Source organism: Ruminococcus sp. YE282, assembly GCA_900101355.1.
In the GTDB taxonomy this organism is placed as follows: Bacteria; Bacillota; Clostridia; order Oscillospirales; family Acutalibacteraceae; genus Ruminococcoides; species Ruminococcoides bromii_A.
Window position 1 is genome coordinate 1 of the sequence record FMUV01000040.1, and the last position, 24,372, is coordinate 24,372.

General features: G+C 38.2%; 23 protein-coding genes, 5 tRNA genes and 2 pseudogenes. 6 read left to right on the plus strand and 24 right to left on the minus strand.

The window, feature by feature from the left end; all coding sequences use genetic code 11:
* The 17 genes from BLP46_RS10675 to BLP46_RS10755 all read right to left on the minus strand — a co-directional run.
* The coding region (locus BLP46_RS10675; RefSeq protein WP_092978845.1) for a helix-turn-helix domain-containing protein at positions 1 to 275 on the minus strand (275 nt) is incomplete at its 3' end.
* Between the two features lie 108 nt (positions 276 to 383).
* Entirely contained in the window at positions 384 to 2,015 is a 1,632-nt protein-coding gene (locus BLP46_RS10680) for a PASTA domain-containing protein (protein ID WP_092978846.1), read from the minus strand.
* Between the two features lie 225 nt (positions 2,016 to 2,240).
* Positions 2,241 to 2,316 (minus strand) — tRNA-Ala (locus BLP46_RS10685).
* Positions 2,317 to 2,378: 62 nt separating this feature from the next.
* Positions 2,379 to 3,008, minus strand: a complete 630-nt coding sequence (locus tag BLP46_RS10690) for a thiamine diphosphokinase (protein ID WP_092978847.1) — start codon at positions 3,006 to 3,008, stop codon at positions 2,379 to 2,381.
* A 28-nt stretch (positions 3,009 to 3,036) separates the two neighbouring features.
* The gene (gene rsgA / locus BLP46_RS10695) at positions 3,037 to 3,921 is read right to left on the minus strand and encodes a ribosome small subunit-dependent GTPase A (RefSeq protein WP_092978849.1); all 885 of its coding nucleotides are present in this window, start codon (positions 3,919 to 3,921) and stop codon (positions 3,037 to 3,039) included.
* A gap of 5 nt (positions 3,922 to 3,926) precedes the next feature.
* Positions 3,927 to 6,026 (minus strand): Stk1 family PASTA domain-containing Ser/Thr kinase, encoded by a 2,100-nt coding sequence (gene pknB / locus BLP46_RS10700; protein ID WP_092978850.1) that lies wholly within the window; start codon positions 6,024 to 6,026, stop codon positions 3,927 to 3,929.
* A 16-nt stretch (positions 6,027 to 6,042) separates the two neighbouring features.
* Positions 6,043 to 6,768 carry a Stp1/IreP family PP2C-type Ser/Thr phosphatase gene (locus BLP46_RS10705; protein WP_167669254.1) on the minus strand — a complete coding sequence of 242 codons (726 nt, stop codon included), beginning with the start codon at positions 6,766 to 6,768 and terminating at the stop codon, positions 6,043 to 6,045.
* Position 6,769: 1 nt separating this feature from the next.
* Positions 6,770 to 7,804: a dual-specificity RNA methyltransferase RlmN gene (gene rlmN / locus BLP46_RS10710; protein ID WP_502685994.1), complete on the minus strand. Its 1,035-nt coding sequence runs from the start codon at positions 7,802 to 7,804 to the stop codon at positions 6,770 to 6,772.
* 3 nt (positions 7,805 to 7,807) lie between these two features.
* Entirely contained in the window at positions 7,808 to 9,142 is a 1,335-nt protein-coding gene (gene rsmB, locus BLP46_RS10715) for a 16S rRNA (cytosine(967)-C(5))-methyltransferase RsmB (RefSeq protein ID WP_092978853.1), read from the minus strand.
* A gap of 26 nt (positions 9,143 to 9,168) precedes the next feature.
* Positions 9,169 to 9,870, minus strand: coding sequence for a zinc metallopeptidase (locus BLP46_RS10720; protein WP_092978854.1), 702 nt, complete (start codon positions 9,868 to 9,870; stop codon positions 9,169 to 9,171).
* Positions 9,871 to 9,886: 16 nt separating this feature from the next.
* The gene (gene fmt / locus BLP46_RS10725) at positions 9,887 to 10,804 is read right to left on the minus strand and encodes a methionyl-tRNA formyltransferase (RefSeq protein ID WP_092978855.1); all 918 of its coding nucleotides are present in this window, start codon (positions 10,802 to 10,804) and stop codon (positions 9,887 to 9,889) included.
* Positions 10,805 to 10,872: 68 nt separating this feature from the next.
* The gene (gene def / locus BLP46_RS10730; RefSeq protein WP_092978857.1) at positions 10,873 to 11,349 is read right to left on the minus strand and encodes a peptide deformylase; all 477 of its coding nucleotides are present in this window, start codon (positions 11,347 to 11,349) and stop codon (positions 10,873 to 10,875) included.
* Between the two features lie 14 nt (positions 11,350 to 11,363).
* Positions 11,364 to 13,805 (minus strand): replication restart helicase PriA, encoded by a 2,442-nt coding sequence (priA, locus tag BLP46_RS10735; protein ID WP_092978858.1) that lies wholly within the window; start codon positions 13,803 to 13,805, stop codon positions 11,364 to 11,366.
* On the minus strand, positions 13,795 to 14,001 hold the full coding sequence (gene rpoZ / locus BLP46_RS10740) for a DNA-directed RNA polymerase subunit omega (protein ID WP_092978859.1): 207 nt from the start codon (positions 13,999 to 14,001) through the stop codon (positions 13,795 to 13,797). The genes priA and rpoZ overlap by 11 nt, the downstream gene beginning before the upstream one ends.
* 52 nt (positions 14,002 to 14,053) lie before the next feature.
* A complete protein-coding gene (gene gmk, locus BLP46_RS10745) occupies positions 14,054 to 14,620 on the minus strand; it encodes a guanylate kinase (protein ID WP_092978860.1) in 567 nt (188 codons plus the stop codon).
* Positions 14,610 to 14,867: a DUF370 domain-containing protein gene (locus BLP46_RS10750; protein WP_092978861.1), complete on the minus strand. Its 258-nt coding sequence runs from the start codon at positions 14,865 to 14,867 to the stop codon at positions 14,610 to 14,612. The genes gmk and BLP46_RS10750 overlap by 11 nt, the downstream gene beginning before the upstream one ends.
* Before the next feature lie 9 nt (positions 14,868 to 14,876).
* Positions 14,877 to 15,761 carry a YicC/YloC family endoribonuclease gene (locus tag BLP46_RS10755; RefSeq protein WP_092978863.1) on the minus strand — a complete coding sequence of 295 codons (885 nt, stop codon included), beginning with the start codon at positions 15,759 to 15,761 and terminating at the stop codon, positions 14,877 to 14,879.
* A 205-nt stretch (positions 15,762 to 15,966) separates the two neighbouring features.
* Between BLP46_RS10755 and BLP46_RS10760 the strand changes: the two genes are divergently transcribed.
* From BLP46_RS10760 to sigE, 3 genes are all read left to right on the plus strand, one after another.
* Positions 15,967 to 16,935 (plus strand): hypothetical protein, encoded by a 969-nt coding sequence (locus BLP46_RS10760; protein ID WP_092978864.1) that lies wholly within the window; start codon positions 15,967 to 15,969, stop codon positions 16,933 to 16,935.
* Between the two features lie 240 nt (positions 16,936 to 17,175).
* A complete protein-coding gene (locus tag BLP46_RS10765) occupies positions 17,176 to 17,976 on the plus strand; it encodes a sigma-E processing peptidase SpoIIGA (RefSeq protein ID WP_167669255.1) in 801 nt (266 codons plus the stop codon).
* A gap of 23 nt (positions 17,977 to 17,999) precedes the next feature.
* Positions 18,000 to 18,692, plus strand: a complete 693-nt coding sequence (sigE, locus tag BLP46_RS10770; protein ID WP_092978867.1) for an RNA polymerase sporulation sigma factor SigE — start codon at positions 18,000 to 18,002, stop codon at positions 18,690 to 18,692.
* Positions 18,693 to 18,729: 37 nt separating this feature from the next.
* Here the strand turns inward: sigE and BLP46_RS10775 are convergent, their stop codons facing one another.
* The 6 genes from BLP46_RS10775 to BLP46_RS10800 form a co-directional block, all read right to left on the minus strand.
* Positions 18,730 to 19,032 carry a hypothetical protein gene (locus tag BLP46_RS10775; RefSeq protein ID WP_092978868.1) on the minus strand — a complete coding sequence of 101 codons (303 nt, stop codon included), beginning with the start codon at positions 19,030 to 19,032 and terminating at the stop codon, positions 18,730 to 18,732.
* Positions 19,033 to 19,155: 123 nt separating this feature from the next.
* A tRNA-Gln gene (locus BLP46_RS10780) sits at positions 19,156 to 19,230 on the minus strand.
* 52 nt (positions 19,231 to 19,282) lie between these two features.
* Positions 19,283 to 19,358, minus strand: a tRNA-Lys gene (locus BLP46_RS10785).
* A 3-nt stretch (positions 19,359 to 19,361) separates the two neighbouring features.
* Positions 19,362 to 19,438: transfer RNA gene (locus tag BLP46_RS10790), tRNA-His, on the minus strand.
* A gap of 4 nt (positions 19,439 to 19,442) precedes the next feature.
* Positions 19,443 to 19,519 (minus strand) — tRNA-Arg (locus tag BLP46_RS10795).
* A 112-nt stretch (positions 19,520 to 19,631) separates the two neighbouring features.
* Complete coding sequence (locus BLP46_RS10800) at positions 19,632 to 20,627, minus strand: CYTH domain-containing protein (RefSeq protein ID WP_092978870.1); 996 nt, start codon at positions 20,625 to 20,627, stop codon at positions 19,632 to 19,634.
* 243 nt (positions 20,628 to 20,870) lie between these two features.
* Between BLP46_RS10800 and BLP46_RS10805 the strand changes: the two genes are divergently transcribed.
* Positions 20,871 to 21,896, plus strand: coding sequence for a branched-chain amino acid aminotransferase (locus BLP46_RS10805; protein ID WP_092978872.1), 1,026 nt, complete (start codon positions 20,871 to 20,873; stop codon positions 21,894 to 21,896).
* Positions 21,897 to 22,278: 382 nt separating this feature from the next.
* Complete coding sequence (locus tag BLP46_RS10810) at positions 22,279 to 23,694, plus strand: IS30 family transposase (protein ID WP_143000488.1); 1,416 nt, start codon at positions 22,279 to 22,281, stop codon at positions 23,692 to 23,694.
* Positions 23,695 to 23,919: 225 nt separating this feature from the next.
* On the opposite strand, the pseudogene BLP46_RS10815 reads toward BLP46_RS10810, so the two are convergent.
* Positions 23,920 to 24,036, minus strand: a pseudogene (locus BLP46_RS10815) (transposase); the annotation flags it as partial.
* A 131-nt stretch (positions 24,037 to 24,167) separates the two neighbouring features.
* On the opposite strand from BLP46_RS10815, the pseudogene BLP46_RS13580 reads away from it, so the two are divergent.
* Positions 24,168 to 24,372: pseudogene (locus BLP46_RS13580) on the plus strand (IS256 family transposase); the annotation flags it as partial.

Here is a 24,372-nt window from a genome sequence, read left to right on the forward strand (position 1 = left end):
TTTCTTGCAATTTCGTATTGCATCTGAGACAACTTGCTTAATTGTTGTATTGATGGCGGTAGAGAAGTTCCATCTTTTCGTGGTCTACCTTTGGGTTTAATTACTATACCCGATGCAAGTTTCCTTTGCTTACGGTTATATCTTGTTTTAAATTCCTGTACTTGATTTTTGCTAAATCCAAATTTTTCTGCAATTTCTCTTAATGTCTTTCCTTGTTCCCAAAGCTCTATTATTTCTTTTTCATATTGTTGTATATGTCGATATTCTCTTGGCATACAAAATCCCCCTATGGTAGTTTATTTTATTCTACCATAGGGGGTCTGTTTTTTCTATTGTCCGTTTTTTACGGACCTGTGCACAATGACTATCCTCTCAGTCTAACTTTAACCTACCGAAGATGATTCGCTTTGCTTTTGACCTTTGCTTATAATAACCGTAACATTTGAACCGTACTCAACCGTATCACCTGCTTGGTGGTCTTTATAACCTACCACTCTGCCTTCGGCATATTTATCACTGTATTGATATTCAGGTGTGGCAAGCAGGCCTTTTTCGGCAATATCTGATGCAGCTTGTTCAATACTTGAACCCTCAATTTTCGGCAACTCACGCATCTGAGAACCTTTACTAACGGTTACACTTATTAAAATTCCGTCTTCCTGAGTGAGTTTTGAACCCGCCGCAGGGCTTTGAGACATTATTTTTCCTTCTTCATACTCATCACTGTATTCATCTGTATAATTCCTGTACAAAGTTATGCTTGAATCACTTTCAGCCGCTTTTGAAGCTTCCTCATAAGTCATACCCAAATAGTTTGGAATCGTCGGTCCTGTCCATTCAGTACTTTGAGTGGATTCAACGGTACTTGAAGTATCACCAAACATTCCCGCAAGCGGATTTTGCATTACCCAAAATGTACCGATAATACCAAGAACAAGAACAGTTATGGAAGCCGCAATAATAACAATAGAAATATGAGACATTCCGTTGCGTGACTTTGAATTTGAAGTGTCCTCCGGAAGATTCATACTTGCGGTACGAGAAATTTCATCCTGAATAGCCTTTGCAGTATGAGCAACAGAAAGCTGAGAACGAAGTTGGTCAAAATCAGTTATTCTGTTTTCTCGTTCAACCTGCAATCCGTTTGCAAGTGCGGAAACCACATGAGGAGGAAGATGCTTTACAGTGTTTGTGCTCATTAAAAGTCTGCTGTCTTGCTTGCGTTCGGGAGCACTTTTTGGCAAATGACCTGTGAGTGCATAAAACAAGGTGGCACAAAAGCCGTAAATATCGGTAATATCATCAAGCGGAAAATTTGTTAGGTATTGTTCAGGAGCAGCAGCACCGGAGAAGAGTTGAGATTTTAGCGGAGTTCCGCGTTTGCGCTCATTTTCAGTGGCAAAACCCGAAATTTTAATTTTGCCTGATGAAGTGATATACATATTTTTAGGAGCAATTGCATAATGACCTATACCGCGTTTATGCAAGGCTTCAAGTGCTGAAATAACGGGCATAAACAACGGGCGTGCAATATCCCATTCGAGACTGCCGTTGCTTCTCTCAACATACTCTTCAAAAGGTATTAAATCTTCATTTTCTTCAACAACATAGACTGTATTGTTTTCCTCAAAAATATTGTGAATATTCATTAAGGCTGAAAGTTCTCTGAGGTCCGAAAGAATACGATAATAATTTATAAAATCATCTTTAAGTTTACCGTAATTAAGACGGTCTTCATAACTCACCTTTACTTCAGTTGTATTCTCATCACGGCTAAAAAGCCCAACCGGAAGGAATTCACAAACTGTTACAACGTTACCTGTTTGCTTATCAAAACCAAGATAACGAGTGCTTTCACCATTAGTATCAATACCTGCACCAATAATATATCTATTGGCAAGCACGGTGCCATAGGGTAAAAACGGAGTTTGTTGTTTTTCAGAATTGTCAAAACCGCATTCGGGGCAAATAATGTTATTGCCAATCTCCTGCATACAACCCATACACAATGACATACTGTTTTTCAACTCCAATTAATTTAATAATAATCTTTAATAATAATGTTCTATAATAATTGTCACAGAGAATTATACCACAATATTATTATTCTTTTCAAGATTTATAAGTGTCATTATAATTACATTTTTGTTATAATAATAAAGTAGCACAAGTTTATTATCACAAAATAATTAAAGTCATATAAATGGCACTATAAATGCAATGTGATGTAATATTACAAATGGTGGAGATAACGGGGCTCGAACCCGTGACCTTTTGACTGCCAGTCAAACACTCTCCCAGCTGAGCTATACCCCCATAGTAATAATTTTTACTATTAAAAGTAAAAAGTGCATATTAAAAAAGTATATTCAAAATCTTTAAATTTTAGAATTAATTATTAATAATGCATCTCCGTCGAGAATATTAATTTCTGATTCATCCGATGTAAAAATATTAGATAAACCAAGCGAAGAGGTTTCGCTGAATATAAACTGATGATTAAGCATATACTTAACGCCTGAATAGGAAACACATACCTTTTCGCAGCCAAACGGAAAGAGCGAAAAAGTCTTGCCGTTAAGATTTGAAAAGCTGTGCTTTCCTTTTTGCAAAAGCATTATTTTTTCATTTTCGGAAAGTAATATCCCCTTTGCACCTTTGTTGGCTATATATAGCAATATTGAAAGATTCGCCAACGTATGATCGGTTCTGCCGCCAACTGCCCCCAATAGTATAATATCATCAAAGCCCCTGCTCAGGGCAACTTCTACACAATGCGCTGTGTCAGAGTCGTCTTTTTCAGGGACAAGCCTTATTATTTCACCGTCATTCGGTATTTTATCAGGACAGGAATCAAAGTCACCGATAATCAAATCAGGTTTTATGTTTGCTTCTTTTGCAAAATGGTAGCCTTGATCCGCACAAATTACATAATCATTAGATTTCACAATCTGTTTTATAAAACTAATATCCGTATCAGGAGAACCGGATATAATTACACAACGCATCACTAAAGCCTGCTTTCAAATACCATTATTACTTTATCTGCCAAGATTTAATGTCTTTAACTTCATTATACATAGATACATAACTTTTATGACGGGAAGGCTCTATATCACCATCGTTAAGGGCTTGCAAAATTCTGCATCCCTTTTCGCAAGTATGAGAGCACGAAGTAAATTGACATTCTCCAATATATTTTTCAAATTCAGGAAAACAATACTGCAATCTGTCTTTATCAATCATTTCGTATCTTTGTAAATCAACAGTTGAAAAGCCCGGAGTATCTGCAACAAAACAATCGTCAATTCTGAACAACTCAACCACACGGGTTGTATGTCTGCCCCTGCCGAGTTTCTGACTTGTATGGGAAGTTGCTAAGTCCAAATTTGGAAACAAAGAATTTAGCAGAGTTGACTTACCTACTCCACTGTTGCCGGTAAATGCCGTAACACGGTTCTTTAGATATTCATGCAATCGGTTAATCTCATCAACATCATTCGGTGAACACAGAAAAGTATCAATACCCGAATGCCTGTAAATATCTGCAATTTTTTTTCCGTTTTCAATGTCATTTTTTGAAACAACAACAACGGGAGTCATATTGTTGTTAACGGCAACCGCAGTCATTTTATCAATTATCTCATAATTTGGCTGTGGACTTACAGTTGAACAGACTATAACAAGTGTGTCGATATTTGCAAGCGCAGGTCTTTTGAGTTTATTTTTTCTCGGATATATCTTTTCTATTACGGAATATCCATCTTCAGGAACAGAAATCAATACTTTGTCGCCAACAACGGGAGAGTTTCCGCTTTTGCGAAAACTTCCCCGTGCTTTACATTCATAAATATCTTCACCGCAGCAAACATAGTAAAATCCGCCTATTAATTTGGTGATTATTCCTTCAATTGTTCTCATATTATTCAACCAAAAATATTAAAATCATCCGTGACAGGTTCGGTTGTCGGTGGTTCTGTATGAATTATATCCGGCTGAGTCGGAGGCTGAGTAGACGGAACAATAGGAGCCGTCGTCGGATAATTATATTCATGATTAACCGTATTCGTTACCGAACCGGTTGCAAAATCAATCGTATATTCTCTGTAAGCTTCTCCGTCAAGCTGTACCACTACATTAGAGGTACCGGAACCAGTTATTTGAAGAGTATAGGTTTTATTGTACTTTGGCACCAAAGTCTTAGAATATTGGCTGTCAAGTACACCGTCAATAATTACAGTCATTGAGACAGAATCAGAAACATCTGCAGGAAGGTCAACAAACACATCAACTGTCTTTTTGTCTCCTTTTCCTGAACTTACCGTCAATGTTACAACAGTGCCTTCATCAACTTTACCATATGGCAGCGGAGAAGAGCAAATTACAGTATCTTTAGCTTCTTTACTGTCGTCATCATATACTGTTTCAACCGTTAAGCCAAGCTCGTTCAGTGCGGATCTTGCCTCTGATAAATTCTGACCTTCAACGGACGGAATTGTAACCTGAGTACTTCTTGCACCGTTTGCCACATAGATATAAACATCAGAACCAATTGTGGTCTTAGCACCGGCTTTTGGGAAAGTATCAATAACATATCCCTTAGGAGTTTTTGTATTTTCAACATAAACTACCTGAGGAACAAGGCTTTTATCCTTTAAAGCCTGTAATGATTCACTCTCACTGTAATTAGTAACAAACGGAACCGAAACCTCGGTATCTGTACCGTTTACGGTAAGCTTAATTGTTGAACCAGTTTTAACCTTCATTGAGCCTGCAGCAGGTTCTTGGTCAAGTATGATGCCCATATCTTTTGAATCATCATATTTGCTGTTGATTTCAAACTGGAAGTTATCTTCATTATTTTCCTTAACTTCAACAAGAGTTTTTCCGACAAAATCAGGAACTTCAACATCCTTTGACTGTGTTGAACTGCATCCCCTCACAAGCGCAATAACAAAAAATACAGCACACACAAACAATGCGGAAATTAAAACGCCTTTGATTGCGTAATAGGATGGTTTGTGCTGTTTAGCCTCATGTTCGTCCTCGTTATCATCAAAGTAATAATCTGAACTATCCTCTTTATTTTCATTAAAAGAATCATCGTATGAGTTATTGTTTTTTGCATCCTTTAAAAAAGTAACAAATTTTGTGGGCTGATTATCCACAAATGAAGACCCATAATCAAATACGATTGACGGATTAAGTCTAAAACGTTCAATATCACTCAGCATTTCAGCCGCAGAAGCATATCTGTCTGATGGCTGTTTCTGCATAGCCTTTAATGTTATTTGTTCAAGACCGATAGGAATACCGGGATTGATTTCACGAGGACGCTTTGGTGTAGACTGAAGCTGCATAAGCGCAACAGAAACTGCACTGTCGCTGTCAAAAGGCAACTTACCTGTCAGCATTTCGTATAACATTACGCCAACCGAATAAATATCTGTCTTACCGTCGGTCACATCGCCTCTTGCCTGCTCCGGAGCAATGTAATGAACCGAACCTATCGCCTGTTCGGTCATTGTCCTTGTAGCTTTATCAGAAAATCTTGCAATGCCAAAATCGGTAACCTTAATTGTACCGTCCTGCAACAGCATAATATTCTGAGGCTTAATATCCCTGTGAACAATACCGCACTCATGGGCGTGCTGAAGTGCCTTAAGCACCTGGGTAGTCAAATGCAAAGCGTCTTTCCATTCGATTATTCCCTGTTGGTCAATATATTCTTTAAGTGTAATACCATCGATATATTCCATTACAATATACTGAATCATATCGCCAAAGCTAACATCATAAACCTTAACAATATTAGGGTGAGAAAGCATCGCAATTGCTTTAGATTCGTTTTTAAAGCGACGGATAAATTCTTCGTTATTAAGATACTCGTCCTTTAATATTTTTATGGCAACTTCACGGTCATCAACAGTATCAGTACAGCGATAAACATTCGCCATGCCGCCAACGCCGATAAGCTCATGTATTTCATACCTGCCGTCAAGTCGTTTGCCGATATATTTATCCAAAATATCACTCCCTAAATCAATATATAACCGTAGCGGTTATATTATCATTACCGCCGTTTCCTTTTGCAAGGTCAACAAGCTTATTGATAAGTCCGTCACCACGATTTTCATGGCAAATTTTCACCATATCGCCTGTTGTAACACTGTTAGAAAGTCCGTCGGTACAAATAAGAAGAAGATCTCCATAGATAAAGTTTGCTTCTATGTAATCCAACCGCACATTAGGCTTTATGCCGAGTGCTCTTGTAATAAAATTCTTGTTTGGGTGATTCTGAGCCTGCTCATAAGTAAGCTCGCCTCTCCTAACCATTTCCTGAACAACCGAATGGTCTTCGGTAAGTTGTTTGATTTTTCCGCCGCGAATTGCGTAAGTACGGCTGTCACCGACATGAACGACGTGAACTGTCGTGTCTTTTACAAACACAAATTCACATGTAGTTCCCATCCCTGCAAGTTCAGGGTCATGTGCGGCAAGTTCAAAAATCTTTACGTTAGCATTTGCAACAATTTCAACCATAAGTTCAGAAATCTGCTCTTTGGTCATATCCTCTTTATATAAATCCACAATTTTTGTACTTATATACTCAACGGCGGTTGCACTTGCAATATTACCACCGTTTGCTCCGCCCATTCCGTCACAAACCACAGCCCAAACACAGCTGGGAGAAATAACTCCGAAGCGACAATCATCCTGATTCTGCGTTCTGACAAGTCCAATGTCACTTTTGCTGAATACTTCCAAGTTATTTACCTCCTTCGTTAAAATGTTTTCGTCTCAGCTGACCGCACGAAGCATTAATATCACTCCCGAGAGTCCGCCTGACTGTTGCCGCAATATTATTTTCGGCAAGAATATTTATAAAAGACTGCTGTCTTTTTATATTACTTTTTAAATATCCGGTGCCCTCTACTGTATTCACCGGAATTAAATTGACGTGACAATTCATACCCAACAGTCGGTTTGCAAGTTCGCGAGCATTTGCATCACTGTCGTTTACTCCGCTAATCATTGAGTATTCAAAAGACACTCTTCGCCCTGTCGTCTTAAAATAATCTTTACAAGCCTGTAAAAGTTCGTCAATTGAATACTTTCGGGCAATTGGCATAGTACGTCTGCGAATTTGGTCGTTTGGAGCATGAAGCGAAACAGAAAGCGTAATTCCAAAGCGGTAATCGGCGAGTTCGTAAATTTTAGGAACGATTCCGCAAGTCGAAAGCGTTATATGTCTTGCACCAATGTTCAGTCCTTCATCGGAAGACGCAAGCTGAATAAACTTAACTACATTTTCAAAGTTATCAAGCGGCTCACCCATACCCATAAGAACGATATTAGAAATGCGAACATTCAAGTCCCTCTGCGCCGCTTCAATTTGAGCAAGCATTTCGCCCGCAGTCAGATTGCGTGAAAATCCACTTTTTCCTGTTGCACAAAAAGTGCACCCCATTTTACAACCAACCTGCGTGGAAATACATATTGAGTGCCCGTATTTATAAGTCATCACAACAGCTTCCACACATTCGCCGTCATTAAATGAAAAAAGGTACTTTACCGTATTATCATACCTTGAAACAAGCCTTTTTTCAATATTTGCAACAGAAATGTAACAACTTGACTCTAAAAAAAGCCGTAAATTTGTCGGAATATTGCTCATCTCATCAAAAGAAATTACATTTTTGTTAAGCCAACCGAATATTTGTTTTGCTCTGAACTTAGGAAAGTCGTTTTTTACTATAAATTCAGTCAATTCCTGCAAGGACATTGATTTTATATCAGTCAAAAATCAAAACTTCCTTTCCAAAACAGCAAAATAAAAGCCGTCAGTTCCCGCTGTGTGCGGCATAAGGCTAATTTCATAAGGTTGCTCATCAAATGATCGTGTAATTTCACTCGGTAATTTAATATCAACTCCGCAAAAATCAGGATGCTCCTCAAGAAAGCGTGATACATTGCTATTATTTTCTTTCGGATTTAAAGTGCAGGTCGAATATACCAATCTTCCGCCGACAGCGAGATTTTTTGCACTGTTACAGAGAATTTTATACTGCAATTGCGGTAAATCTTCTGAAATCAGGTTTTCTTTGTATCTGATTTCAGGCTTGCGAGAAAGAACTCCCAAGCCGCTGCAAGGCACATCGCACAGTATTCTGTCTGCCATAGGCAGCTGAACAGAGGAATTTGCAGCATCTCGTTTTGATGCAACAATTGAACTGATGCCCAATCTTTTAGCTCCGTTTCTGGTAAGATTAAGTTTTGCATCATACAAATCAAAAGCAAAAATTTTTCCCTTATCCTGCATAAGCTGAGCTGCGGTAAATGATTTTCCGCCCGGCGCCGAACACACATCAAACATAACGTTGCGAGGTTTTGGGTCAAGGTATTTCACACATAATTGCGATGATAAATCCTGTACGTGAAACAGACCGTCTTTATACGACTTAATGTGTTCAATAGAACCGGTATTTTCAAGATAAAGCGCATCAGGCATAAACGGAACAACAGTTGATTTTATATTGCAATCCGCAAAACTCTCTTGTAACAAATTGGTATTTGTTTTTAAAGTATTTACCCTGATGCAAAGTTTCGGTCTGCCGCAAAGCGACTGCAAAAGTTTCTCTGTATTATTTTCTCCGTAAGAATTAAGCCATAATCTTACAAGTTCTTGCGGTACAGAATATTTTATTGAATAAAAGTATATTTTATCACTGCTGTCAGGAAGTGTATACTTGACCTCAGCTCTTGTAACGGAACGTAAAATTCCGTTGATGAAGCCGGCGGACTTTTGAAGCTTATGTTTTTTAGCTAAATTTACACTTTCATTTACAGCTGCGCTTTCAGGAATTTTATCCATGAAAATCAGTTGAAGGATTCCCATGCGCAAAATTATCTTTGTTTTTAATTCAATTTTCCTTAAAGGAATTTTAGAATATTGTTTAATTATATAATCAAGCGTAAGTTGCTTTTCAAGAACACCATACACTAAGGCGGAAACAAATGAACTGTCAAGAGAATTTAACTTGTTTTCCTTAATAGCATAATTCAGTGCAAGATTAGAATAAGCATTATCCTGTTCAATTTTCAGCAATACCTTTAGTGCAATATTTCTTGAATTAGGCATAAATATCTCCAAAATCTATCTTAATTTTATTTCTTACGGTTTGCAATGACCAATAACCTGACAAGCTGCATTATTGCTGTTAATGTAGCCGCTACATATGTCATTGCGGCAGCCTGAAGCGTGCGTTTTGCACCGTCATACTCTTCGCCTGAAAGCAAGTTTGTGCTTTTTATACATTGCAGAGCTCGATTAGAAGCATTAAACTCAACAGGAAGTGTGGCTACCGTAAACAAAACAGAAAATGCAAACAATACAATTCCCATATAAAGCAGTGTATATCCGATTTTTGTTGTAAATACCAAGCCAAGTATTATCAGCATCCAACTTGCTTTAGAACCTATATTTGCAAATGGAAGAATAAAAGCGCGAATTTTATTTGGCAAATAATTTTCTGCATGCTGAACTGCATGACCTGCCTCGTGGGCGGCAACACCGAACGCAGCAACAGATGTGCTGTTGTATACATTATCCGATAACCTAATCACATTTGAGCGAGGGTCAAAATGGTCGGTAAGGTTGCCCTGAACCCGCTCAATTCTTACTCCGGTCACTCCGTTTTGTCTTAGCACATATTCAGCCGCCTGAGCGCCTGTCATATGACGGGAATTTTGAATTTTAGAATACTTGGAAAATGAAGATGACACGTTAATCTGACATATTAACGATAAAATTATACACGGAACAATAAGAACAAGATAAGTTATATCAAAACCGTAAAAATATGGCATATTATTCTCCTTTTAATTACTGTACAGTATCACCTATCGAAATTTTATGACCTGCGGCAAAAGCCGATGCAGACATACGTTTTTTGCCCTCAGGCTGGAGCTCCAAAATTTCAACAGATTTTTCTCCGCAGCCTATAACAAGAGGCTTTACACTTAAAACAGTGCCGATTGCGCCGCTTAACTCAGACAACTTTGAAGAAAAAATTTTAACGTTCTTTCCGCAAAGTTTTGCTGTGGCAATAGGCCAAGGATTTAATCCTCTGATTTTATTGTGGACTTCAAATGACGGCTTGCTGAAATCAATCGGACAAAGTGATTTGTCAATTTTGGAAGTATGCGTTGCAAAGCTGTCATCTTGCTTTTTGGGTTCAGCAGTACCGTTTTCAACCACATCAAGTGTTTTCAGTATCAACTCTCCGCCTAATTGAGCAAGTCTGTCAAAAAGCTCTCCTGAGGTTTCGTTTTCACCTATTTCGGTTTTAACAGAAAGAAGAATATCACCGGTATCAAGTCCTGCATTCATAAGCATTGTTGTAACTCCGGTAATCTTATCTCCGTTTAAAACCGCCTCCTGAATCGGTGAAGCACCCCTGTATTTGGGCAAAAGAGAACCGTGAATGTTAATACAGCCGAATCTTGGAACATCAAGCACAGCTTGCGGCAAAATTTGACCGTAAGCCGCAACAACAACAACGTCCGGCTTTAAATCTGTTAAAATCTGCAAAGCTTCCTGAGATTTCATAGACTTGGGCTGAAAAACAGGAATATTAAATTCTTCAGCGCACACCTTAACGTCAGGAGGAGTCATTATCATTTTTCTTCCTCTCGGCTTATCAGGTTGTGTAAAAACACCGCTGACAGTATGATTTGAATTTGCAATTGCCTTAAGAGCCGGCACGGCAAAATCCGGGGTACCCATAAATACAATATTCATATTATTCCTCAAAATATTTTCAATTATAGTATAAAATTCACTTTTTAGAGAAAATAAGCGCAGTAAAATTAATCATTCATATGTTCAATTTCTTTTGGCGTTAACATACGTTCTGCGACCTGCTTAAACACAATTCCGTTAAGATGGTCTATTTCGTGGCAAAAAGCCTTTGCAAGTAAATCTTTGCCATCCTTAGTAAACTCATTTCCGTTTCTGTCAAAAGCTTTAACCTTTACGTATTGAGGTCTCTTGGTTATTCCCCATTCGCCTGGAAAAGAAAGACATCCCTCAACGCCCTCTTGCTCACCGCTGAATGCAATAATCTGGGGGTTTATTAATTCAATAACACCGTCTCCGACATCAATTACAACAATTCGTCTGAGGATTCCAACCTGTGGTGCGGCAAGGCCAACGCCGTTTGCAAGGTGCATGGTTTCAGCCATATCATCAAGCAAATCTGCAAGTTTGGAATCAAATTTTTCTACCGGTCTGCATTTCTTGTTTAAAATGCTGTCGCCGTCTTTAACAATATTTCTTATAGCCATAAAAAACTTCCTTTTTAACAAATTAGCGCATTCATATCGGCATATGTCGTAACATTTCCGTGCTCTTTACTGCTTCCGAATTTAACAAGTAAAGTTGAAAGCAGTTTTCTGAATTCATTATTATTTTTACATTTTATAATTAATTTATATCTGAATTTATTGCTTACTTTTACCACAAGCGCAGGAGAAGGACCGAGAATACGCAGCGGCATTTTCGGATATTCACTTTTGGCAACAGTGACAAACTCCTGCAAAAAGGCTGTTGCGGTATTCAGGGTTTGATTTTGATTGTCGCCGACAAATCCGATAAGACAAATATCCGCAAACGGCGGATATAACATAGCTTTACGCATATTAATCTCGGTATTGTAAAATGCGTCATAATCCTGCTTGGCAGCCATTGAAATTATAAGATTATCGGGTGTATAGGACTGAATAACAGCCATCCCCTTTTCTTTTCCTCTGCCTGAACGGCCCACAACCTGTGTTAATAGAGAAAAAGTCCTTTCATAGCTGCGATAATCATCAGCATACAGCATCATATCCGCATTAAGTACACCAACAAGCGTTACATTAGGAAAATTTAGCCCCTTTGCAACCATTTGAGTACCCACAAGTATATCGTAATCACCGTTAGAAAACGACGAAATCATTTTTTCGTACGATGACTTCGATGAAGCCGCGTCGGTATCCATTCTCAGTATTCTTGCATTAGGAAAAATTTGGGCAATATCTGTTTCGGCTTTCTGGGTGCCTGTGCCGCCAAAATGTAAAGATTTGCTGTGGCAGGTTGGACATTCGTCTGTAAACGGAATAGAATAACCGCAATAATGACACATAAGTCTGTTGTTGCGGCTATGATATGTCAGCGATATTGAACAATGCGGACAGGTTAGCGGTTCGCCGCAGGTACGGCACGTAACAAATGTATTATGACCTCGCCTGTTTAAAAGCAAGATTGATTGTCTGCCGTGTTCAAGGTTATACTCAAGATTTTGTAACAAGACCTCGGAAAAACCTGTTGTATTTCCGTTTTGAAGTTCAACATTCATATCTGCCGTTATTACTTCAGGCAAAACAGCAGAACCGTAGCGGTTGGACAATGTATTAATTGAATATCGTCCGTTTTTGGCGTAATAATAGGTCTCCACACTGGGCGTGGCAGAACTGAGAACAAGCAGTGCATTATTCTGTGCACATCTGAATTTTGCAACTTCACGGGCATGATAACGAGGTGAACTTTCAGATTTATAGCTGTACTCCTGTTCCTCGTCCATAATAATTAAGCCTACATTGTCAAACGGAGCAAAAACAGCGCTTCTTGTACCAATTGCGATTTTTGCAAGTCCTTTTTTAACTCGCTTATATTCATCAAGGCGTTCACCAAGCGATAAAGCACTGTGAAAAACAGCAATCTTGTCACCGAAACGCTTTGAAAATAAAGATACAAATTGCGGCGTCAACGATATTTCAGGCACCATAACTATAATGCCATTATTCTCGTCAATTACCTTTTCAATCAGTTTAATAAACACACTTGTCTTGCCAGAGCCTGTTACTCCGTAAAGCAAACTGACATGTGGTTTTTCATCAAGGTATAAATCGTATAAATCATTGCATGCTTTTTGTTGTTCATCAGATAAAATAATCGGTGTCAACGATTCATCAGAAGCTCTTTTATCAATTCTAAAAACTTCTTCATCATATAAATGAACCGCACCTTTTTTGCAAAGCGAATCAATAACAGACGGCGAAACTCCGGTAAAGTAGCGAACTTCCTTAACAGAAACGCCACCTGTCATTGCAATTAAATCAAACACTTCACTCTGTTTGGGTGTGAGTTTTAAAGAAGCGGTATCGACGTCGGGATTTACTGCTATCATTTTGGTGACAGCATCGTTTACCTTGCGAAAAGCTTCGTCAGACTTATAAAGAATACCGTCATTCACCATATTGTCAAAAATTGAGACATCAGAAAATCCAAAAACATCAAGCAAATTTTCCGCTTTTACAGGTTTTCGCCGTGAAAGCAAGTAATCATATATTTTTCGCTTTTCTTCATCAAAAGAATCTTCCTGACTCGGCGACAATATATTTGCACCGTAAACCGTTGTAACACGATAATTAATTCCTGCCGGAAGCATAGTTTTCACCGCTTCATACAGCGTACAAAAATAATGCTCCTTTAGAAAAAAGGCAATTTTGAGCATATCATCTGTCAAAACAGGTTCGCTGTCAATAACCCTAATAATATTTTTTAATCCGTCTGTGCTTTGCTTTGATATTGAAGTTATAATCCCCTGCCTTTTGCGATTTCCTCTTCCAAAAGGAACAAGAACTCTTAAGCCGGGTTTGCAGGCTTCTGACAAAGTTTTTGGGATTATATAGGAAAATTCCTTATCAAATGAAAAAACAGTATTTTCAACAGCAATTTTTGCTATTGCATCAAAGCTCATCTTCGTCAGGCTCTAAAAGATTGAGCTCATGATTTTTAATTTCATCAATTGCAAGTAAAACAGGCTTATCTTCTGTAACAATTTTTTCTTCCTCAAAGGTTTGAGTGATTTGTCTTGCTCTTTTTGCTACCCCTACTACAAGCGCATATTTACTTTGCTTTCCCTCAAATAATTCATCAACATTTACTCTGTGCATAACAATTCTCCTCATAAATTATTAAATTAAGATACGGTTAGACCGTTTACTTTTAGGCGTCTTTGTTGATTATATTTATAATTTCATCAACGGCTTCGTCAATATTGTCGTTGACTACATTATAGCTGTATCTATCCTTGAATCCAAGCTCATGCTTAGCTTCAGAAAGGCGCTTTCGGATAGTTTCCTCGTCTTCTGTGCCACGATTTCTGAGTCGCTTTTCAAGTTCATCAAGAGACGGCGGCAGTATAAAAATGCTGACAACATCCGGATATTTTTCCATAATTTGGAGTCCGCCTTTAACCTCTATTTCAAGTATTACCGTACGTCCGTCTGCAAGCATATCTTCAACAGGTTTCTTTGGAGTGCCGTAATAGTTGTCACAATACTTGGCATACTCAAGAAAACCGTTCTCTTTTATCAAATTTTCAAACTGTTCCTTGGTAACAAAAACATAATGAACGCCGTCAATCTCACCCTCACGTTTTCCGCGTGTTGTATTAGATACGGAAACCCAAACATTTGGGTCACGCTCCCTGATTTTTTCAAGAATAGTTCCTTTGCCAACACCCGAACAACCTGTATACAGTACAAGTTTACCCCGTTTGTTATTGTTCATTATGTTCACCGTTTCCTTCCTCAGTTCTGTTTTGTATAGCCTCGCTTGATACGGCTGACAAAATAACGTGATTACTGTCAGTAATCAATACGGACTTGCATTTACGACCGCAAGTTGCGTCAATCAACATTCCGTTTGACTTTGCCTCCTGCACAATTCTTTTTACAGGTGCGGAATCCGGAGCCACAATAGACACAAGTTTATCTGAACTTACAAGGTTTCCGAATCCTATATTAATCAGCTTCATAAATTCACCTTATTCTATGTTCTGAACCTGTTCTCTAATCTTTTCAATTTCGCTTTTAATATCAACAACTTTATGGGCAAGCTTTGCATCCTGCACCTTAGAACCGATTGTATTTGCTTCGCGGTTCATTTCCTGAATTATAAAATCAATTTTACGTCCTACCGGTTCATCATATTCAAGAAATTTCTCAAGTTGTTCAAAATGGCTGCGAAGTCTTACTGTCTCTTCTGCAACAGCAATTTTATCAGCAAAGATAGCGACTTCTGTCAATACTCTCTGTTCGTCAATTTCAACATTATAGCTGTCAAGGGTTTGTTGAATACGTTCACGAAGTCTGCCCTCATATTCAGAAACAGTCTGAGGCGAACGTTCCTCAATCTCTCCTACAATAGACAAAATTGTTTTTGCTCTGCCGAGAATATCGGCTTTCATCTTGTCTCCCTCGGTTTCTCTCATAGAAATAAAGGAATCAAGGGCAATTTTTGTCGCCGAAAGAACATCGGCAGTAATTTTTTCTTCATCCTCTGCGGCTTTATGAACAGTAAACACGTCAGGAAAGCGAGAAAGTGACACTACCGTAACATCATCTTCTACATTATAAGTCTCTCCTATTTCATGCATAGCGTCAAGATATCCGGACACCAGCGGATGATTAACAGTAACCTCAGACGGTGTGTCTTCGCTTGCCCCGATTGTGACAAACATATCAATTTTTCCTCTTGAAACAAGAGAATTCACATAGCTCTTAAGTTTATCATCAAGAAATCCATAGCCTCTTGGCGTACGGCAGGAAAATTCAAAATAGCGATGGTTTACGCTCTTGATTTCAACGGTAATTTCTCTTCCGTCAATAACGGTTTCGCATCTGCCAAACCCGGTCATAGACCTTATCATTTATATTCATCCTCTCAAAGCGTATTTTCATTGAATTTTATTATATCACTACTATTAATTTTTGACAATGGAGTTGTTACAAAACTGTAATATATTTTTGCTATATAATAAATGAACATAATGATACAAATAAAAAACAGTTGATTTGTCAAATAAAATATAGTATTATAGATATGTTATTTTATAAATTAAGGAGGTATCACAGTTGGACGACAATAAAGATTTTTCAACTCCCGAGCAGGAAGTTGAAACAAAAGCTGATTCCGACGCAGATACAAAAACAGAAAATCAGACCTCTGACTCAGAAGCAGGACAAAACACAGATAGCAGTTATGATTTAGATACTTTTGATGATTCGTTATCAAAACCGCAATTAAAAAATGCAGGTGAAGCTGCCGATACGGCTCTTGAAACAGCGGCAAACCCAACTGTTGTAAAGAAAAAGCCGTTTATTCAACTTCCTATTATTATTGCAGCAGCCCTTGTGCTTGCAGTAGCCCTCGGATTTTTTATTTTCAAAGGCTTTTTTGACACAAGCTTGCCCGGAACTTGGATCTTTGAACAGGATTTACAATCTTCGGAATCAACAGAAGACGAAGCTGACAGTACAAAAATTCTTAATTACTTTACATTCAACGATGACGGCGAGTTAACTGTCACAGTCGGAACAATCAGCTATATAGGTACTTACAGTATTTCTAATGACGAAGAAAGCAACAACAAAATACTTACTATGTATGTTCCAAGCGTAATAAACGGAACATTCAATATGGAAGTTTCGGGTAATATATTTACAGGTCGCACTCTCACATTAGCCAATACTTCAAGTACAGATACTAAGTTTGAGTTAAAATCAGGAAAGTACACAGCACCTGAAATTAAGCGTGACGGTGACTTTACTCCGAATGAAGCTCTTATCGGTAAATGGACATATGACGATGGTCTTTATAACCTGAGCTTTGAGTTTAATAAAGACGGTACAGCCACATATACAGAGAACAAACAAATTAAATTTGACGGTATTTACAGCTACACCGACTCAACCATCACATTAACCTATTATACAATTCAAGAAGCAACAATGGAAGCAAATTACACCATTTCTGACGACTCGATTGTTATTAACGGAATTACATTTACAAAAGATACTGGCTCAACTTCCGATGAAGGTTAATTTAATTTTCAAACATACAGAACTCCCCAAAATCTCTGTGGATTTTGGGGAGTTCTTTTATTTTTATTAGTTATTTAATCAACCGTTGTTGTAATAAAAAAGACACATAATGCTAACCCCAACAAACGCACCGATAAACATTCCTATTACAATTCCCATCAGCATTAAATTTTGCCTCCTAAACATATTTTGACATTTATTATTACCACCTTATGCAATAATCTATATGTGGTGAGTTATGTGCGTACTGTTTATATAGATGTATTGATAACGGTAAATATTTTTATTGACTTTTTTCTTTTGCTCTGCTCAAAGAAATTTCTACATATCAAAGCCCCACTTTTCAGAATGATTTTGGGCAGTATTTTCGGAGGAATCACAAGTCTTGTGGCATTGCTTCCACAAATTCCGCCCGGAATTAATATTTTAGCAGACATTTTATTTGCCGCTGTGATAATCTTTATTACGTTCGGAAGAACAAATATTAAAAATTTCTTTAAAAGAGTTGCAATATATTTTGCAATTTCTTTTTCATTTTGTGGAATAATGGTTTTTGTTTATACCACATTCAGACCAAAAGGAATGGAAATATACAACGACGTTGTTTATTTTAATATTTCTCCCGTTATACTTATTATTCTTACGCTTGTCTGTTATTATATTCTCAGATTGATAAAAAGGTTGACGAAAAGTGTATGCGGAACTCAAGCATATATTGTAGAATTATCTCTTAATAAGCAAACAGTTACATTTTGTGCAAAAGTTGATACAGGATGTAATGTAAAAGAACCGTTTTCGGGTGATTACGTAATTATTGTAGAAAAGAAATTGATTGAAAATCTTTGCCCCGATGAATCAAAGCAAAGAGTAATTCCATTTGAAAGTCTTGGCGGAAACGGAATTTTAAAAGGCTTTAAACCGGATTATATTAAAATTAACAGAACAGAAATATTAAACGACGTATATATTGGTATATGCGAAAACATTTTGAAAGGAGATATAAGAGCACTGATACCATATGAAATCATTAAGAATCTATAATTAAAACGAAAGGCGATATTGTTATGAAGTTACTTCTCAGACTTAAAATGCTATTTTTGTCAAATAACGAGATTTTTTATATAAACGGAAACGAGACTCTTCCACCTCCCCTAACCAAGGATGAAGAATGTAAAATAATGAGAAGAATAACAGATGGTGATGAAAAAGCAAGAGAGCCTCTTATTGTTCACAACCTCAGACTTGTGGTTTATATAGCCAAAAAGTTTGAATCACCCAGTGCCAATGCAGAAGACTTAATATCAATCGGAACCATTGGTCTTATTAAAGCGGTAAATACATTTTCACCTGAAAAGAATATAAAGCTTGCTACATATGCTTCGAGGTGCATAGAAAACGAAATACTTATGTTTTTAAGAAAATCGTCTCAGCTAAAAAATGAAGTTTCAATTGACGAACCTTTGAACACAGACTGGGACGGAAATGAACTTTTATTATGTGACATTTTGGGCAGTGACCCTGATACGGTAAACAATAATATTGAAAATGAAATTGAAAAAAGGCTTGTGTTAAGTGCCGTTTCAAAATTAAATGACAGAGAATGTCTCATTATGGAACTGAGGTTTGGACTTAACGGAAAAAAAGAACACACACAAAAGCAAGTTGCCGACAAACTTGGAATTTCACAGTCTTACATATCACGATTAGAAAAGAAAATTATAAAGCAACTCAAGCGTGAACTTGAAAAAGCGGTTTAAAAAAGTGGTGGGAAATCCCACCACTTTTTATAAATATTCAGACAAGTGTGTCGGAAGGCGCTGTGTTTTCTTGAGATGGCTGAGTTGAATTTGTTTCATTCTCATCCTCATTACCAATAAATCCGTCACCATCACTCACGGTACCGTTATTTGTTTCAGTACCGTTAACAGCATCAGAGGCAGCAGAACCTGCATCGTCAGCTATTTTTTCAGCACCGCTTACAGTATCGGACGCAACATTTGAAACCATAGAAGCCTCATCCTTTGCGGCGTTGCCGCATCCTGTTAATGCGGCAAGCACCATTATTGCCGCAAAAATTGAGCATATCAGTTTTTTCATTTATATCACCCTTAAAATAAAAATAGTGGCGCCGTTAATACGACACCACTATTATCTGCAAATTTTTGTAAATTATTAAGACTTTACAATATAAGTAAAAAAGCAAGTCAATCGACTTGCTTTTGGCTGGGCCGGCGGGATTCGAACCCACGGGTGACGGAGTCAAAGTCCGTTGCCTTACCGCTTGGCGACGGCCCAATATATTTTATTTAAAAAGAAAGCCGCACAAAAGATTTTTTTGTGCGGCTTTTGGTGACCCATCGGAGATTCGAACTCCGGACACCTTGATTAAAAGTCAAGTGCTCTGCCAACTGAGCTAATGAGTCATATGGGGTGGAATGACGGATTCGAACCGTCGGTCTCCAGTGCCACAAACTGGCGCGTTAACCAACTACGCTAATCCCACCATATGGCGCGCCAAAAGGGACTCGAACCCCTGACCTACTGCTTAGAAGGCAGTTGCTCTATCCAGCTGAGCTATTGGCGCATTTCTGAACTACAATCTATTTGAATAAGTCAGCCTTTATATTATAGCATAGTATGTTGATTTGTCAATAGATTTTTACAAAGTTTTTTAAAATATTTTATTTTTTTATTTTTTACACCAAATTCGTCTTTCCGTATTTTGCAGCAAGCGCAAAATTGCGATACTCAGGTTCACACGACACATCACGTATCACTTTAACGAACTTAGGAATAGTAAACTCTTCACTTTCAGACAACAATTCAATTTCAAGTGTAGCACGGTCAGTAAAAAACGGATAAACATCAAGTTCAAAATAATGTCCGTCAGACACTATGCAATATCTGTCTTTTGAAATTATTCCGCTTATATGCTTCACATTAGAAAGATAATTGTTATATTCGCTTTCAGATATATAGTTTTCAATTTCAATTCGTTTTAAATCTGAAATTTTCACTTTAACAGTCTTAATAAAAAGAGAATCTTCTCCGCTGCCTCTCTTGCGTATTCTAAACTGTCCCTCATCAGGTGTATTTAAGTACGCTTGAGTAATAGGAACTTTACGGCAGGTATCAAGACCTGTTAACAAAGAAATATCAGGATATTCAATCAAAAATTTACGCTCAATTTCAACAGGCTTTGGTATTCCCAGTACAGCATTCATTTCGCACAATAGGCGTTCAAAAGAATGTGAAACGTTAATAACACGCAGATGTTCCGCGCCTGTCCATAACGAAAGCAAAGAATTGTCAATATTACTGCAATTGTCAGAAGATGTGAGGTAAAATACGGCGTCATATGAGTTGCGTATTTTATCTTCGCTTTCACCGCTTGCAGTCAATATTTCGCTAAATTCAGTATCGCTTAATTTATATTTTATATCAAGCAATCCGCCGCAGACAATTAAAACAGATTTATCTGAATCGGAATTTTTAAGAAATCTTAAATTTATATCCTCATCTTTTATCTGCTGCAAGAACTTATCTTTCAAGTTCTTGCTTTCAATTAGCGATACACCGTTAATTGAAAGAGCATTAATACTCATTGATTGAAGCGAAGTGCAAACAGCTTTTGCAGCGCATTGTATGTTGTCTGCCGATCCTGTCAGTAGAACTTTCATCACTTCAGACATAACACACCTCAAAAGTTGTATTTGCAATCCAATCAAAACGATATTTGTATTATATAACCAATTGCTCTATATATTGTTCCTTATTGGAATAATATTATTATTTTTTAATAATATTATTATTTTTTAAATTATGTTATTTTAATTTCAAATAATATGCAAGTGACGTTGACAAAACCTGCATTTCAGTGCTAAAATACATTATATACAATTAGTTGTTCATAACTTGAAAGGAAGTAAATAATTATGGAAAAGCAAAACATTGACTGGTCAAATATCGGTTTTGGATATATGAAAACCGGTGAAAGATTTGTCGCAAACTATAAGGACGGAAAATGGGACGATGGTGTAATGACCACCGACGCAACTGTTACTATCAGTGAATGTGCAGGTGTTTTGCAATATGCTCAAACTTGTTTTGAGGGTATGAAAGCATACACCACGGCTGACGGAAGAATTGTTGTATTCAGACCTGACCTTAACGCTCAGCGTATGGAAGACAGCTGCAAACGTCTTGAGATGCCTGTTTTTCCAAAAGAAAAGTTTGTTGATGCTATCTGCAAGGTTGTAAAGGCTAATTCTGTTTTTGTTCCTCCTTACGGAACAGGCGCAACCTTATATATTCGTCCGTATATGTTTGGTTCTTCAGCTGTTATCGGCGTTAAACCTGCCGAAGAATATCAGTTTAGAGTTTTCACTACTCCTGTCGGACCGTATTTTAAGGGTGGCGCAAAGCCGATTACAATAAAGGTTTCTGATTTTGACCGTGCTGCTCCGCACGGAACAGGTCATATCAAAGCCGGTCTTAACTATGCAATGAGCCTTCATGCAATTGTTACTGCCCATCAAGAAGGTTTTGACGAGAATATGTATCTTGATGCCGCTACACGCACAAAGGTTGAGGAAACAGGCGGAGCAAACTTCTTATTCGTAACAAAGGGCAATAAAGTTGTTACTCCTAAGTCAAACAGTATTCTTCCTTCAATTACAAGACGTTCTCTTATGTATGTTGCTGAACATTATCTTGGTCTTGAGGTTGAGCAAAGAGAAGTTTACTTTGATGAGGTTAAAGACTTTGCCGAATGCGGTCTTTGCGGTACAGCAGCCGTAATTTCACCGGTAGGCAAGATTAACGACCATGGTAAAGAAATTTGTTTCCCAAGCGGTATGGAAGAAATGGGACCTGTTACAAAGAAATTGTATGAAACTCTTACAGGAATCCAGATGGGCAAGATTGAAGCACCAGAAGGATGGATTAAAGAAATTAAATAATTGTTTCATTACTTAAATACAATGATATTTACAGGCAGTTGTCTTAGATAACTGTCTGTATTTTTATCTGTAAAATTTATTTAACGCTAAATTATAATAAACAGGTTCATCACGATTTTTTGTGGGATGGTGAACGGACAGAAGGAATAGAAAGATAGTGAATCAAGGTAAAGAAGAAATGTTAAATTGACAAAGTGAAGTTGCGATTTTTTCGAAATTTTTGCCCGGTTAGCAAAAGCTCACTTTGACAAAATTGCAGGGTATATATTTGTATATTTCCAGATTTTCGGAGCCTTTCAAGGCAGTCACCGCCCTAAGGCGGCTTGACCTTGACGGGTTGGTGAGAAAAATGCTACACTCGTCATTTTGAAGGTGAAAACGTTTGGATATTTCCGAGTTTCCGTCGCCTTCAAAATCTTTTCAGCATTTTTCTCAGCGTTCAGTCAAGGTTGACGGTCGGCGTGGTAGAATGGTTATGGTTACTGCCTGCGGAAAGCAGGTAATTATGAGCAGAATCAATTTATCACAAAGAATCGTTATCGAAAGCGGAATTTATCAACGACTTTCATTAACCGAAATTGCCAGCAGAATAGGTATATCGAGAGCTTCGGTTTCTAAAGAAATTCGGATGAACCGAACTCCCGCCAAAGGATCTAAGCCGCACGGAAACGACTGTCGGTTCGCCAACGAATGTGAGGAAAAGAATCTTTGCTGCAATTTTGATTGCAAACGCAAATGTGTCTGGTGTTTTGACTATAATTGCAAGGAGCTTTGTAACAAGTACGACAACTCCCCTTGCTCTGTTCTCCAAAAGCCGCCGTATGTTTGCAATGTATGTTCCCGCCGCAGGAATTGCAAATGCGACCGGTTTTACTACATGGCGAACCAAGCCGACGCGATGTCCAAAAAGCGTTATTCCAAGGCGCGAAAGAAAACCCACGCAGACAAGGATGAACTGAAACGCATTTACTCAATTGTTTCCCCACTGATTCGCAAAGGACAGCCGATTTCGCATATCTATGCGGAACACGGCGATGAAATCGACGTTTCACCGCGCACCTTGTACCGTTACATTGACATGGGTTGTTTGAAGGTCAACAACTTCGATTTGCGCAGGAAGGTTTCTTACAAGCAGAGAAAAAAGAAGCGTGAAGAATCTGAGGCATTTCAAAACCAGAAGTTCAGACAGACGCGAACCTACCTTGATTTTGTGACATATATTGAGAAGCACCCTGAAATTAACGTTGTTGAGATGGACACGGTTAAAGGATGCCGGGAGCAGGGAAAACGGATGCTGACACTGCTGTTTCGCAAGACGAATCTGATGCTGATTATGCTGATGAGAGACGGCAAGGCGGCAACGGTTGTGGAACAGTTTGACTACCTGACAAGCCTTGTCGGGGTGGAAAATTTCCGCAAAATTTTTCCGGTTATTCTAACTGACAACGGCAGCGAGTTCAAGTACACACAGGAGCTTGAAAAGACGGATCAGGGCGAGCGAAGGACACGTTTATTTTACTGTGATCCGCAGGCTTCTTGGCAAAAGGCTCAGCTTGAAAAGAACCACGAATATATCCGCTATGTTCTGCGTAAGGGCAAAAGCTTTAACCCTTACACACAGGACAATATGGTGCTTCTGATGAACCATATTAACAGCACCAGACGGGAAAAGCTCGGGGGCAAATCTCCATTTGAAGCGGAAGATCGAAAGGAAGTAAAGCTTTTTCTGAAAATGCTGGGGTTACACACGATTCCCTCTGATGAGGTCAATCTCAATCCCACATTATTAACAAAGTAAATTAACGATTTTGCGGGCAGTGACCGGCTATATTGCTTGAAAAGGCAGGTCGGTTTCACTTTGACAAAATCGATAGGCGGTCTGTCAGCTTTGCTATACCCTGACGATTGCAAAACTAAGTAAAATATGCTCTGTTTCGGCATTGGCATTGCCGAAACTGGCTCAAATTTCAATCAGCTTGGGCGAAATTGACCGCTAACGTGTTTTTACCTTAGCTTCACTTTTTCATTCAAGCGTAAAGAAGAAATCATCATCATGGTAACCGTAGCCGATTCGTTTAGCGACCTTGATCTTGTTGTTGAAGCCTTCGAGCTTGCCGGTGCTGATTGGGTGGATGGCATGGGCAGTTAAGCCGGGGAGCCGTTTTTCTTTTTGAACGAGACCGCCGAAAAGTTTGTGTAAAAGTGAATAATAGACTTCCTTTCAAGCAATAATGGAAACAGAAAAATTAAAGCTTGAAAGGAAGTTTTTTAATGGAAAAAGTACCGGCAGAAATGATGAGAGAATTTGTATGAAGTCAGAAATTCACCTCAACAGATGAAGTTATGACAGCAATGAAAAATATGTTCAAGGACATTCTTCAGGAGGTTATGGAATGTGAGCTTGCAGATGAGCTCGGCTACGAGAAAAGCGAAAGAACGTCGAATGATGAGTGTAGCAATAAGTCGAAAAATTACA